General features: G+C 57.9%; 13 protein-coding genes. 8 read left to right on the top strand and 5 right to left on the bottom strand.

The window, feature by feature from the left end:
• Nucleotides 1-74 precede the first annotated feature (74 nt).
• The 8 genes from V1566_RS01575 (at nt 75) to arnF (ending at nt 8,280) form a co-directional block, all read left to right on the top strand.
• Nucleotides 75-578, top strand: coding sequence for a phenolic acid decarboxylase (locus V1566_RS01575; protein WP_008503103.1), 504 nt, complete (start codon nt 75-77; stop codon nt 576-578).
• A gap of 326 nt (nt 579-904) precedes the next feature.
• Nucleotides 905-2,044 carry a UDP-4-amino-4-deoxy-L-arabinose aminotransferase gene (arnB, locus tag V1566_RS01570; protein WP_023309541.1) on the top strand — a complete coding sequence of 380 codons (1,140 nt, stop codon included), beginning with the start codon at nt 905-907 and terminating at the stop codon, nt 2,042-2,044.
• Between the two features lies 1 nt (nt 2,045).
• Nucleotides 2,046-3,029, top strand: coding sequence for an undecaprenyl-phosphate 4-deoxy-4-formamido-L-arabinose transferase (arnC, locus tag V1566_RS01565; RefSeq protein WP_023333737.1), 984 nt, complete (start codon nt 2,046-2,048; stop codon nt 3,027-3,029).
• Nucleotides 3,026-5,008 carry a bifunctional UDP-4-amino-4-deoxy-L-arabinose formyltransferase/UDP-glucuronic acid oxidase ArnA gene (gene arnA / locus V1566_RS01560; protein ID WP_395304885.1) on the top strand — a complete coding sequence of 661 codons (1,983 nt, stop codon included), beginning with the start codon at nt 3,026-3,028 and terminating at the stop codon, nt 5,006-5,008. Before arnC ends, arnA begins: the two co-directional genes overlap by 4 nt.
• Nucleotides 5,005-5,907 (top strand): 4-deoxy-4-formamido-L-arabinose-phosphoundecaprenol deformylase, encoded by a 903-nt coding sequence (arnD, locus tag V1566_RS01555; protein ID WP_395304884.1) that lies wholly within the window; start codon nt 5,005-5,007, stop codon nt 5,905-5,907. Before arnA ends, arnD begins: the two co-directional genes overlap by 4 nt.
• Complete coding sequence (gene arnT / locus V1566_RS01550) at nt 5,904-7,559, top strand: lipid IV(A) 4-amino-4-deoxy-L-arabinosyltransferase (RefSeq protein WP_395304883.1); 1,656 nt, start codon at nt 5,904-5,906, stop codon at nt 7,557-7,559. The genes arnD and arnT overlap by 4 nt, the downstream gene beginning before the upstream one ends.
• Nucleotides 7,559-7,894 carry a 4-amino-4-deoxy-L-arabinose-phosphoundecaprenol flippase subunit ArnE gene (arnE, locus tag V1566_RS01545; RefSeq protein ID WP_395305940.1) on the top strand — a complete coding sequence of 112 codons (336 nt, stop codon included), beginning with the start codon at nt 7,559-7,561 and terminating at the stop codon, nt 7,892-7,894. The genes arnT and arnE overlap by 1 nt, the downstream gene beginning before the upstream one ends.
• A complete protein-coding gene (gene arnF, locus V1566_RS01540) occupies nt 7,891-8,280 on the top strand; it encodes a 4-amino-4-deoxy-L-arabinose-phosphoundecaprenol flippase subunit ArnF (protein WP_395304882.1) in 390 nt (129 codons plus the stop codon). The genes arnE and arnF overlap by 4 nt, the downstream gene beginning before the upstream one ends.
• On the opposite strand, the gene acpT is transcribed toward arnF, so the two are convergent.
• The 5 genes from acpT to V1566_RS01515 are packed head-to-tail and all read right to left on the bottom strand — an operon-like array spanning nt 8,228 to nt 12,441.
• The gene (gene acpT, locus V1566_RS01535; RefSeq protein ID WP_395304881.1) at nt 8,228-8,845 is read right to left on the bottom strand and encodes a 4'-phosphopantetheinyl transferase AcpT; all 618 of its coding nucleotides are present in this window, start codon (nt 8,843-8,845) and stop codon (nt 8,228-8,230) included. The two genes, arnF and acpT, sit on opposite strands and share 53 nt — an antisense overlap.
• Nucleotides 8,846-8,847: 2 nt before the next feature.
• Nucleotides 8,848-10,077 (bottom strand): beta-ketoacyl-ACP synthase, encoded by a 1,230-nt coding sequence (locus V1566_RS01530; RefSeq protein ID WP_395304880.1) that lies wholly within the window; start codon nt 10,075-10,077, stop codon nt 8,848-8,850.
• Complete coding sequence (locus tag V1566_RS01525; protein WP_121426150.1) at nt 10,074-10,805, bottom strand: 3-ketoacyl-ACP reductase FabG2; 732 nt, start codon at nt 10,803-10,805, stop codon at nt 10,074-10,076. The genes V1566_RS01530 and V1566_RS01525 overlap by 4 nt, the downstream gene beginning before the upstream one ends.
• Entirely contained in the window at nt 10,802-11,275 is a 474-nt protein-coding gene (locus V1566_RS01520; protein WP_395304879.1) for a 3-hydroxy-fatty acyl-ACP dehydratase, read from the bottom strand. Before V1566_RS01520 ends, V1566_RS01525 begins: the two co-directional genes overlap by 4 nt.
• Nucleotides 11,272-12,441 carry a beta-ketoacyl-[acyl-carrier-protein] synthase family protein gene (locus V1566_RS01515; RefSeq protein WP_395304878.1) on the bottom strand — a complete coding sequence of 390 codons (1,170 nt, stop codon included), beginning with the start codon at nt 12,439-12,441 and terminating at the stop codon, nt 11,272-11,274. Before V1566_RS01515 ends, V1566_RS01520 begins: the two co-directional genes overlap by 4 nt.
• Between the last annotated feature and the right edge of the window lies 1 nt (nt 12,442).

The following is a 12,442-nucleotide window of genomic DNA, read 5'->3' as shown; positions in this document are numbered from 1 at the left end:
TGATTAAAACATAGCGTTATTCATTCATTTTTTGAAGGGGTACGATCGTCTCATCAAAACAAAGGAGACATCTTATGAACACCTTCGACAAACACGACTTAAGCGGCTTCGTTGGCAAACACCTTGTTTATACTTACGATAACGGCTGGAACTACGAGATTTATGTAAAAAATGAGACCACGCTTGATTACCGTATTCACAGCGGTCTCGTGGCCAACCGTTGGGTGAAAGATCAGCAGGCTTACATCGTGCGGGTAGGGGAAAGCATCTATAAAATTTCCTGGACCGAGCCAACCGGTACCGACGTCAGCCTGATTGTGAACCTGGGCGACAAACTGTTCCACGGCACCATCTTCTTCCCACGCTGGGTAATGAACAACCCGGAAAAAACCGTCTGCTTCCAGAACGACCATATTCCGCTGATGAATAGCTATCGCGATGCGGGCCCGGCGTATCCAACGGAAGTGATTGATGAGTTTGCCACGATCACCTTCGTGCGCGACTGCGGTGCAAATAATGAAAGCGTTATCGCCTGCGCGGCCAGTGAATTACCGAAAAACTTTCCAGATAACCTGTAATAAGCGCGACAATTAACTAAAAAGAAAAGTTCCCGGCTATTTCATATTATTTTGAAATAGCCGGGATTTTTTTTGTTTGTTGAGGATTGGTTTAAAGCAAATCATTTCAAAATGTTGCGAAAGATCACATTAAAAATATTTAATAGTAATTTAACTTGTTGTTTTTCAACTAACTGCTAGTTGTCTTATAACGTTGCAAACGTTGTCTTAATTTTTCCCTAAGGAAAGAGAGCTACTTTGATATAAGTTTATGGTTCGTTGAAATAAACGGGCTGGCATTTGGTTAATATCAAAAACATGCCATTTATATTGCAAGGAAATTAATAATGAGTGATTTTCTGCCTTTTTCGCGGCCGTCGATGGGCGCTGAGGAAATTGCGGCGCTTCAGGACGTTTTGATGTCGGGCTGGATCACCACGGGGCCTAAGAATCAGGAACTTGAAGAGGCATTCTGTCAACTTACCGGTAATCAGCATGCGATTGCCGTCTGTTCAGCCACCGCAGGTATGCACGTCACGCTGATGGCGCTGGATATTGGCCCGGGCGATGAAGTTATTACCCCTTCCCAGACCTGGGTGTCCACGCTGAATATGATCGTACTGCTGGGCGCCACGCCGGTCATGATCGATGTGGACAAAGATACATTAATGGTGACGCCAGAAGCCGTTGAAGCCGCCATTACCCCACGTACCAAAGCCATTATTCCCGTTCATTATGCCGGCGCGCCGTGTGAAATCGACGCCATTCATGCCATCGGTGAACGTCACGGTATTCCGGTTATTGAAGATGCGGCCCATGCCGCTGGAACCTACTACAAGAACCGTCATGTGGGCTGGAAAGGAACGGCGATTTTTTCCTTCCACGCCATTAAAAATATGACCTGCGCGGAAGGTGGCTTAGTCGTCACGGATAATGCCCAGCTGGCACAGAGGATCCGCAGCCTGAAATTCCATGGTCTGGGCGTAGATGCCTATGACCGCCAGACGCACGGTCGTGCGCCGCAGGCGGAAGTGATCGCGCCGGGCTATAAATACAACCTTGCAGACATCAACGCCGCGCTGGCGCTGGTGCAGTTAGGCAAGCTGAAAGAGGCCAACAGGCGCCGCCAGGAAATTGCTGAACGCTACCTGCGTGAGCTTGCCGATACGCCGTTCCAGCCGCTCACCATTCCGTCATGGCCGCACGTGCACGCCTGGCACCTGTTCATTATTCGCGTTGACGAAGCGCGCTGCGGGATCTCACGCGACAACCTGATGGCGGCGCTGAAAGAGAAAGGCATCGGTACCGGCCTCCACTTCCGCGCGGCGCACACCCAAAAATACTACCGCGAGCGTTTTCCTGATGTATCGCTCCCGAATTCTGAATGGAATAGCGCGCGTATTTGTTCCCTCCCTCTTTTCCCGGATATGACTCATGACGACACAACCCGTGTCATTACCGCACTCCATCAGCTTGCAGGACATTGATATGTTCAGTGCACCGCCCGTACAAAAAGTTTCCGTGGTCATCCCGGTTTATAACGAGCAGGAGAGCCTGCCCGAACTGATCCGCCGTACAACGGCCGCCTGCGACACGATGGGCAAGGCTTACGAAATTCTGCTAGTGGATGACGGCAGTAGCGATAATTCCGCGCTGATGCTGACCGAGGCCGCGCAGGCTGAAGGCAGCCACATTGTGGCCGTGCTGCTCAACCGCAACTACGGCCAGCACTCGGCGATTATGGCGGGGTTTAGCCACGTCACGGGCGATCTGATCATTACCCTGGACGCTGACCTGCAAAACCCGCCGGAAGAGATCCCGCGCCTGGTCGCCAAAGCCGATGAAGGCTATGACGTGGTTGGTACCGTTCGTCAGAACCGTCAGGACAGCCTGTTCCGCAAGCTGGCCTCACGGACCATCAACCGTCTTATCCAGCGCACGACCGGTAAAGCGATGGGCGATTACGGCTGCATGCTGCGCGCCTACCGCCGCCATATTGTCGACGCCATGCTGCATTGCCATGAGCGCAGCACCTTTATTCCGATCCTCGCCAACACCTTTGCCCGTAAGGCAACGGAAATTCCGGTTCTGCACGCCGAGCGCGAGCACGGGGAATCGAAGTACAGCTTTATGCGTCTCATCAACCTGATGTATGACCTCATCACCTGCCTGACCACCACACCGCTGCGTCTGCTGAGCGTGTTCGGCAGCATCATCGCCGTGGCCGGCTTTGCGCTGTCCGTTCTGCTGGTGGTACTGCGACTGGTCTTTGGCCCGCAGTGGGCGGCGGAAGGGGTCTTCATGCTCTTTGCCGTGCTGTTTATGTTCATCGGCGCCCAGTTTGTCGGGATGGGCCTTCTCGGTGAATACATTGGCCGTATCTATAACGATGTTCGCGCGCGTCCGCGCTACTTTATTCAACGTGTTGTCCGTCAGGAACACAAAGCATCTCAAGAGGAAATTCACCCATGAAAGCTGTTGTATTTGCGTATCACGATATGGGGTGCACGGGCACGCTGGCCCTGCTGGAAGCGGGCTATGACATTGCGGCAATCTTTACCCATCCGGACACGGCCGGAGAGAATAACTTTTTCGGCTCCGTGGCGCGTATCGCCGCCGAGCGTGGGATCCCGGTTTACGCGCCGGACGACGTAAACCACCCGCTGTGGGTGGATCGCATCCGCGCGCTCGCGCCTGACGTGATTTTCTCGTTCTACTATCGCAACCTGCTCTCCGACGAGATCTTAGGTCTGGCCGCAAAAGGCGCCTTTAATCTTCACGGCTCTCTGCTGCCAGCCTACCGTGGCCGCGCCCCGCTGAACTGGGTGCTGGTGAACGGTGAAACGGAAACGGGGGTGACGCTGCACCGCATGGTGCGCCGTGCGGACGCGGGCGCTATCGTGGCACAGCAGAAGGTCGCTATTGATGCGGACGAAACGGCGCTGCAGCTGCATCAAAAGCTGAATGCGACGGCACAGACGCTGCTGCGTGATGCCCTTCCCGCCATCCTCAGCGGCACCTTTAGCGAGACCGCGCAGGATGAGAGCAAGGCAAGCTGCTTTGGCCGCCGCGCGCCGGAAGATGGTCGTCTGGACTGGAACAAGCCCGCTCGCCAGCTGCACAACCTGGTGCGCGCCGTGACCGACCCGTGGCCGGGCGCGTACAGCTTTGCTGGCGTAAGCAAATTTATCGTCTGGAAATCCCGCGTGCGTGACGACATCCCTGCCGCCAAACCGGGCACCGTCGTCTCTGTCTCTCCGCTGATTGTGAGCTGCGGCGAGCAGGCGCTGGAGATCGTCACCGGACAAACCGACAACGGCCTGTACGTTCAGGGCACGCAGCTGGCGCAGTCTCTGGGTCTGGTGGCCGGGGCGCTGATCACCAGCGCGCCGGTTGTTGCCATCAAACGCCGTACCCGCGTGCTGATCCTCGGCGTGAACGGTTTTATCGGTAACCACCTGACCGAACGTCTGCTCAAAGACGATAACTACGAAATCTACGGTCTGGATATTGGCTCAGATGCGATCAGTCGTTTCCTCGGCAACCCGCGTTTCCACTTCGTGGAAGGGGACATCAGCATCCATTCCGAGTGGATCGAATACCACATTAAAAAATGCGATGTGGTGCTGCCGCTGGTCGCCATTGCCACCCCGATTGAGTACACCCGTAACCCGCTTCGCGTGTTCGAGCTGGACTTCGAAGAGAACCTGAAGATCATCCGCGACTGCGTGAAATACGACAAGCGCATCATCTTCCCGTCCACGTCTGAAGTGTACGGCATGTGTACCGATAAGAACTTCGATGAAGACACCTCCAACCTGGTGGTCGGACCGATCAACAAACAGCGCTGGATTTACTCCGTATCCAAACAGCTGCTGGACCGTGTGATTTGGGCCTACGGTGAGAAAGAGGGTCTGCGCTTTACCCTGTTCCGTCCGTTCAACTGGATGGGCCCGCGTCTGGATAACCTGAACGCGGCGCGTATCGGCAGCTCCCGTGCGATCACCCAGTTGATCCTGAACCTGGTGGAAGGCTCGCCAATCAAGCTTATCGAAGGCGGGAAACAGAAACGCTGCTTTACGGACATCAGCGACGGTATCGAAGCGCTGTTCCGCATCATCGAAAACAAAGATAACCGCTGCAACGGTGAAATCATCAACATCGGTAATCCGGACAACGAAGCGAGCATTCGCGAGCTGGCAGAGATGCTGCTGGCCAGCTTTGAGCGCCACCCGCTGCGCGATAAATTCCCGCCGTTTGCCGGTTTCCGCGAAGTGGAAAGCAGCAGCTACTACGGCAAAGGGTATCAGGACGTTGAGCACCGTAAGCCAAGCATTCGCAACGCGAAGCGCTGCCTGAACTGGACGCCGACGGTGAAGATGGAGCTGACCATTGACGAAACGCTCGATTTCTTCCTGCGCACCGTGGAGCTGTCGGAACAGGACTCATGAAAAAAGTCGGTTTACGCATTGATGTCGACACCTTCAGGGGAACGCGTGACGGCGTACCCAAACTGCTGGAACTGCTGAGCAAGCACGGTGTGCGTTCCAGCATTTTCTTCAGCGTGGGGCCTGACAACATGGGACGCCATTTATGGCGTCTGGTTAAACCGGCATTTCTGTTCAAAATGCTGCGCTCGCGCGCAGCATCCCTCTACGGCTGGGATATTTTGCTGGCCGGCACCGCCTGGCCCGGCAGACGCATCGGCGCGGGTAATGAAGCCGTTATCCGTGAGGCGGCCCGGCTACATGAGGTAGGCCTGCATGCCTGGGATCACCATGCCTGGCAAGCCTGGGCCGGCGTCTGGGACATCCCGCGCCTGTCCCGTGAGGTCGAGCGGGGGATGCTGGAGCTGGAGGCCATTACCGGCCAGCCCGTGCGCTGCTCCGCCGTGGCGGGATGGCGTGCGGATCAGCGCGTCGTGAAAGCCAAAGAAACCTTCGCGTTTCGCTACAACAGCGATTGCCGCGGAACCGGGCCATTTTTGCCGCTGTTAGGCGAAAATCGCTACGGTACGGTGCAAATTCCGGTCACGCTTCCCACATGGGATGAAGTGGTCGGGCGCGAGGTGAAGGCTGATGAGTTCAATCGCTACATTCTGGATCGCATCCATCGTGACGCCGGTACGCCGGTGTATACCATCCATGCCGAAGTGGAAGGGATTGCGTATCAGCATGATTTCGACGAACTGCTGACGATGGCCGCTCAGGAGGGCATTGAATTCTGCCCGTTGAGCGAGCTGCTGCCGGACGACCTCAGCACCCTGCCTGTGGGCAAAGTCGTACGTAATGAACTGGCTGGCCGGGAAGGCTGGCTTGGCTATCAACAAACCGTGAGTCCGGTCCCATGAAAACAGCCCGTTATGGCTTAGCGCTTCTCGCACTGTTTATCGTTTACTACCTCATTCCGGTCGATATCCGTCTGCTCTGGCAGCCTGATGAAACGCGCTATGCGGAAATCAGCCGCGAAATGCTGGCATCCGGAGACTGGGTTGTCCCGCATTTTATGGGGCTGCGTTATTTTGAAAAACCGATTGCTGGTTACTGGATCAACAGCATCGGGCAGTTGTTGTTCGGGCATACGAACCTCGCCGTGCGCGCCGGGTCCATATTCTCCACCGGGATAGCGGCGCTGCTGGTCATCTGGATGGCCTGGCGTCTCTGGCAAGATAAGCGGACAGCCATTTTCTCCGGTCTTATCTTCCTGACCCTGTTCCTGGTGTATGGCATCGGTACGTATGCGGTGCTGGATCCTATCATCACCCTGTGGCTGGTGGCGGCGATGTGCAGCTTCTGGCTGGCGTCACAGGCTCAAACCGTTGCCGGAAAAGCGGGTGGCTATGTGCTGCTTGGGCTGGCCTGCGGAATGGGGGTGATGACTAAAGGCTTCCTGGCGCTGGCCGTACCGGTGATTGGCGTGCTGCCGTGGGTGATCGCCCAGAAGCGCTGGAAAGAGGTGCTGATTTTTGGCTGGCTCGCGATCCTGAGCTGCGTGCTGATTGTTCTGCCATGGGGGCTGGCTATTGCGCAGCGTGAGCCTGACTTCTGGCGTTACTTCTTCTGGGTTGAGCATATTCAGCGTTTTGCCCAGAGCGACGCGCAGCACAAAGCCCCGTTCTGGTACTACATACCGTTCCTGATTGCGGGCAGCCTGCCGTGGCTTGCGCTTTTGCCCGGCGCGTTTCGTCTCGGCTGGAATGACCGACAAAACGCGGGTGGCGGGTTCTATCTGCTGGGTTGGGTGGTGATGCCGCTGCTGTTCTTCAGCATCGCCAAAGGCAAGCTGCCGACCTATATCCTGCCCTGCTTTGCCCCGCTGGCAATCCTGATGGCCCGCTATGCCTGCCTCGCGGCGGAGAAAGGCGCCAGAACGTTACGCATTAACGGCGGGATTAACGTGGCGTTTGGCGTTATCGGCGTGGTGGCGGCGCTGGTGGTCTCGCCGTGGGGACTGTCGAAGCATCCGGTCTGGACGTCGGTTGAACTGTATAAAGTCTTCTGTGCGGTGGTGGCGTTCCTCATCTGGGCGGCGGTTGGCTGGTTTACGCTCAGGCAGAGTCAGCAGCGCTGGTGGCTGGCTGCACTGTGCCCTGCAGGGCTGGCGCTGCTGATTGGTTTCGCCATTCCTAACCTGGTGGTGGATTCCAAACAGCCGCAGTCGCTGGTCGATACCGTGCGCGAGCCGCTGCAGGAGAGTCGATTCGTGCTGGCCAATAACGTTGGCGTGGCCGCAGGCCTGGCGTGGGAGCTGAAGCGCAGTGACATTACGCTGTTCGATCAGAGCGGCGAACTGCGTTACGGGCTGGATTATCCTGATGCGAAAGATCGTTATGTCGATAAAGATGACTTCGCACAGTGGCTGGCGGAGCACCGTCAGCAGGGACGCGTATCGCTGGTGATGCTGCTGTCAAAACACGACGATATTTCACAGGAGAATTTACCGCAGCCGGACAATCTCTATATCCAGGGGCGTCTGGCCTTGCTGGAGTATCTGCCGAAGTGATGACCTGGATCTGGCTGATACTGGCAAGCTTGCTCAGCTGCACGGGGCAGCTGTGCCAGAAACAAGCCACCCGTCCGGCGAAAGCCGGGCGGCGTGGGGCGCATATCGCGCTGTGGCTGGGTCTGGCACTGCTGGCGCTGGGAAGTGGGATGCTGGTCTGGCTGGTGGTGCTGCAACGCCTGCCTGTCGGCATCGCCTATCCTATGCTGAGCCTCAATTTTGTCTGGGTGACTCTGGCGGCGAAGGCATTCTGGCGTGAAAACGTCGCTCCGCATCACTGGCTGGGGGTGGGGCTCATCATCATTGGGATTATTGTACTGGGAGGGAGCCTGTGAAAGGAGCGTTCTGGGCCTTATGCAGCGTGCTGTTAGTCAGCGCGGCGCAGCTGTTGCTGCGCGAGGCCATGCAGGCATTGCCACCGGTCAGTGAGGTCCAGGTGTTTATTTCCGCGCTGTGGCACTTCTCGTCCGGCACGGGTGCACTGCTGCTGGGGTTAATGGGGTATGTGGCTTCTATGGGCTGCTGGTATCTGGCGCTGCACCGTATGGCGCTCAGCAAAGCCTATGCCCTGCTGAGCCTCAGCTATATTCTGGTGTGGGGCGCCGCGATCCTGCTGCCGGGCTGGGAGGAGCGGTTCTCCTGGCACGGGCTGGTGGGCGTCGGGTTGATTATTCTGGGCGTGTTAGTGATTTTTCTGCCCCGAACGTCCCAACGTGAATAATCGACTCGTTGGTCAGGGTATAAGGGGTCGATGTGCAGACGGCAAGGCTCAGCGAGCCGACCTGTAGCTGACTGACCGCGTGTGTCTGCGCCGTGCTGTCGATGCTGACAATCTGCCAGGCACTGCCACCACGTTGTTTCACAATCGCTTCTTTCCGCGTCCAGATACGCCAGAACGCGGAAAGCCGTTCCTCGGGCGCTTCACGCTCCAGCTCATCATGCTCGGTCATGCTGAATACCGCATTAGCCAGCGCCTGCCAGTTCTTCCTCGGGCGAATCACTTCGATATCGCAGCCGACTTCACCTTCATCACTCATCAGCAGGGCGATATCGTCACCGCTATGGCTCAGGTTGAACCACAGCGGATCCCCCTTCGCAAAGGCCGGTTTGCCCTGCTCGCCGTAAATGATGTCGGGGAGCGGGTGAGGGGATAGCGTTCTGGCGAGCAGCGTCCTCCCGGCCAGCCAGGAGGCATTGCGAGCACCCTGAGGTGCCCTGTCTGCGAGCGTTGACGCCAGCGGGTCCGCGCAAAGAGTGGAGATTTTTCCCAGTACAAACTGGTACATAGTTACGCCCAGCGTTTAATGATAATCGAGGTATTGATGCCGCCAAACGCGAAGTTATTGCTCTGCAGATACTCGCAGTCAATCTGACGGGCTTCTCCCATAATATAATCTAAAGCACCGCATTGCTCATCCGGCTGCGTTAAATTGAGCGTTGGGGCAAACCAGCCTTCACGCATCATCTGCAAACTCATCCATGCTTCCAGCGCGCCGCAGGCCCCTAACGTATGGCCAAAATAGCTCTTCAGCGAGGAAACCGGCACCTTGTCACCATAGATAGCCGCGGTGGCCAGGCTTTCGGCGATATCACCGCGATCGGTGGCGGTACCGTGCGCGGAGATATACCCCATATCCAGGGCGCTTAATCCCGCCATGGCCAGCGACTGCTCCATGCAAATCTGCATGGTTTCACGCTGAGGCTGGGTGATATGGGCCGCGTCACAGTTAGTGGCAAAGCCCACGATTTCACCGTAGATCGTGGCCCCGCGCGCTTTGGCATGCTCCAGCTCTTCGAGTATCAGGGTACCCGCACCTTCCCCAATCACCAGACCATCGCGCTGCGTATCAAATGGCGACGGGGTGTGTTTAGGCGCGTCATTGCGCTGGCTGGTGGCGAACAGTGTATCAAATACCGCCGCTTCAGACGGGCACAGCTCCTCAGCGCCCCCGGCAACCATGACGGTCTGATAGCCGTGGCGAATCGCCTCCCAGGCGTAGCCAATCGCCTGGCTGCCGGAGGTACAGGCGCTCGACGTCGGGATGACGCGGCCGCGTAGCCCAAAGAACAGACCGGTATTCACCGCGGTCGTGTGCGGCATCATCTGCACGTAGGTTGTCCCGGTGATGTTATTGGTGTGCTTTTCGGTGAGCATGGTCGCGAATTCGCTGACCGGTCCGGTACTGCCCGTGGATGAGCCATAGGCGATACCGGTTTGCCCATTGGTGAGCACCGCTTCGCCAATCAATCCCGCCTGCTCCAGCGCCAGCTCGGTTGCGCGGGTCGACATCAGCGACACGCGGCCCATGGCGCGAATACGCTTGCGGGTATAATGTTCCGGCAGCGTGAAATCATCGATCGGCGCGCCCAGCAGGGTGTGCAGGCCATCATACACCTGCCATTCCGGCATTTTACGCACCGCGTTTTCATACGCCAGCAGCCTGCTGGAAACGGATTGCCAGTTTTCGCCAAAGGCGGTCACGCCGCCCATGCCCGTAATCACCACGCGACGCGTCATAGCATTCCTCCGTTAATGGAAATGACCTGGCGGGTGACGTACCCCGCAATATCTGACATCAGATAGCTTGCCAGCCCGGCGACCTCCTCAGCCTGGCCCATACGTTTCATGGGAATGATGGACATCGCTTCTTTCAGTGCGGCCTCTTCCATCTCAATCATGCCGGTATCAATCAGCCCCGGGGCAATGCAGTTCACGGTGATTTTGCGTTTTGCCAGCTCGATCGCCAACGCTTTGGTGGCGCCGATAATGCCCGCTTTTGCCGCGCTGTAGTTCACCTGACCCCGGTTGCCCATCACGCCGGACACGGACGATAAGGTGATAATGCGCCCCCCTTTACGGGTGCCAATCATCGGCATAACGCAAGGATGAATGACGTTATAAAAACTGTCGAGGTTGGTGTGGATAACGCTGTCCCAGTCGTCTTCACTCAGTGCCGGAAAGGCGCCATCGCGGGCGATCCCGGCGTTACTGACCACGCCATACCACGCGCCATGGGCTTCAATTTCCTGCTCCAGCACCTCGCGACACTGTTCGCGGTTGCCCACATCAAAGGCGAGTAAACGGCCGTTGCCACCCGCCTGCGTGATGGCGTCCAGCGTCTCCTGCGCGCCTGCGGCATCACGATGGTAATGCACGCCTACGGTAAACCCGTCGGCGGCAAGCTGGCGGGCGATGGCGCGCCCTATGCCTTTGCTGGCCCCTGTGACCAGAACGGAACGACTCATGCGTTAGATCCCTGATTAAAAAGCGATGTTAATTCTTCTGCGCTCGGCTGGAAGGTATTGACCCGGCCCGTGGCCAGCGTCTCTTCATCTGCGGAAATCGCGCATTCAAAACTGCCGAAGCGTTCGTCCTGCATCAGCAGTTTGACGGTGATGTCCAGCGTCAGACCCTGCGAAAAACGCCCGCTGGCGCAGATCAGCTCGCGCGCGCCGAGCACCATGCCCAGCGCGATATGATCCTGTCCGTGCTGCTGGCGATGCCAGCCCGACCAGACGCCGACGGTCTGCGCCATCAGCTCGAGCGCGTACCAGCCCGGCAGGTCGCCATCGGCATTCAGAAACGGTGCCAGGACGCTTTGCCTGTTGACCGCAACGCGGCAAACCGCCGTGTCGTCCGTGACGCACTCAACGGACTCCAGCAGCATCATTGGCGCATCGTGCGGCAAATAGTCGACGGGTGATAAGTAGCTCATGACGCTCTCCCCAGCAGAATGCTGGCGTTGTTGCCGCCAAACGCGAACGAGTTAGACAAAATGACCGGTTTTTTCAGAGCGGCACTCTTGTGCAGCAGGCCGCACGGCGCCAGCGTGTCGTCCGGTGCGTAGCGGGCGAAGTCCTGCGGCGGCAAGGGCAGATCGCGCGTCAGAATTAGCCAGCTCAGAGCCGCTTCGGTAATACCGGCAGCGCCCAGAGTATGGCCGGTAAGGTGTTTGGTTGAGCTGCAGGGCACGTTTTCCCCGAAGAGATTGTGAACGACCTGCGATTCAATCTGATCGTTGAGCGGCGTGGCCGTGCCGTGCAGGTTGATGTAGCCGATATCCTCCGGCTGCATACCCGCTTCGTTAAGCGCCTGAGTGATAGCCCTTATCGCCCCTTCGCCCTGCGGATGTGGAGCGGAAATATGGTACGCATCGCTGGATTCGCCCGTCCCGAGCAGCGCCACGTCGGCGGGCTCACGGCTCAGCACCATCAGCGCGGCGGCTTCACCGATGGTGATCCCCCGACGATCGCGACCAAACGGCTCGCAGAGCGTAGGGGAGAAGGATTCAAGGCTGTTAAAACCGTTGACGGGCATTCGGCTCAGGGTATCGGCCCCGCCGACAATAGCGATATCCACCAGCCCGGCTTCGATCAGACGTTTGCCGCCGATCATCGCCCGCGCGCTGGAAGAGCAGGCCGTCGAGATCGTATAGGCCGGGCCTTCGAGCTGAAGCCAGTTGGCAAGGAAGCGGGACGGATCGCCAAGCTCCTGCTGCGGATACTGCCAGCGCGTGCTGGTCTCGCCGTCGGTCATGCGCCTAACGTGCTCATCGCCTTCATCCAGACCGGAGGTACTGGTTCCCAGCACCACGGCCACGCGGTCGCGACCAACGCGGGCGATGGCCTCGTCGACGGTCGACTGAATCTGTGCCAGCGCGGCCAGCAGCAGCTGGTTGTTGCGGGTGCGGTGTGCGGAGAAGGTGTCCGGGATGGTCGGCAGATCGCCTTCCACGCCGCCCAGTACGGCTTCGGGTGAGCCCTGCAGCCAGCCGGTCCGGACGTGCATCCCCGGCGCCACGCCTGCCGTCAGGTTCGCGGCAATCTCGTCAGGCGAGTTGCCCAGCGCGTTGACCATGCCAACAGCGGAAATATAAATCATC

The organism is Enterobacter sp. ECC-019 (assembly GCF_043974075.1).
GTDB classification, from domain to species: Bacteria; Pseudomonadota; Gammaproteobacteria; order Enterobacterales; family Enterobacteriaceae; genus Enterobacter; species Enterobacter asburiae_D.
Note: the sequence above shows the minus strand (reverse complement) of the source record. Positions and strands in the feature narration are given on the sequence as shown.

Excerpts from the sequence above, each read along its gene's own strand:
- V1566_RS01575 (WP_008503103.1), top strand. The coding sequence starts at position 75 with ATGAACACCTTCGACAAACACGACTTAAGCGGCTTCGTTGGCAAACAC.
- arnB (WP_023309541.1), top strand. The coding sequence starts at position 905 with ATGAGTGATTTTCTGCCTTTTTCGCGGCCGTCGATGGGCGCTGAGGAA.
- arnC (WP_023333737.1), top strand. The coding sequence starts at position 2,046 with ATGTTCAGTGCACCGCCCGTACAAAAAGTTTCCGTGGTCATCCCGGTT.
- arnA (WP_395304885.1), top strand. The coding sequence starts at position 3,026 with ATGAAAGCTGTTGTATTTGCGTATCACGATATGGGGTGCACGGGCACG.
- arnD (WP_395304884.1), top strand. The coding sequence starts at position 5,005 with ATGAAAAAAGTCGGTTTACGCATTGATGTCGACACCTTCAGGGGAACG.
- arnT (WP_395304883.1), top strand. The coding sequence starts at position 5,904 with ATGAAAACAGCCCGTTATGGCTTAGCGCTTCTCGCACTGTTTATCGTT.
- arnE (WP_395305940.1), top strand. The coding sequence starts at position 7,559 with ATGACCTGGATCTGGCTGATACTGGCAAGCTTGCTCAGCTGCACGGGG.
- acpT (WP_395304881.1), bottom strand. The coding sequence starts at position 8,845 with ATGTACCAGTTTGTACTGGGAAAAATCTCCACTCTTTGCGCGGACCCG.
- V1566_RS01530 (WP_395304880.1), bottom strand. The coding sequence starts at position 10,077 with ATGACGCGTCGCGTGGTGATTACGGGCATGGGCGGCGTGACCGCCTTT.
- V1566_RS01525 (WP_121426150.1), bottom strand. The coding sequence starts at position 10,805 with ATGAGTCGTTCCGTTCTGGTCACAGGGGCCAGCAAAGGCATAGGGCGC.
- V1566_RS01520 (WP_395304879.1), bottom strand. The coding sequence starts at position 11,275 with ATGAGCTACTTATCACCCGTCGACTATTTGCCGCACGATGCGCCAATG.
- V1566_RS01515 (WP_395304878.1), bottom strand. The coding sequence starts at position 12,441 with ATGATTTATATTTCCGCTGTTGGCATGGTCAACGCGCTGGGCAACTCG.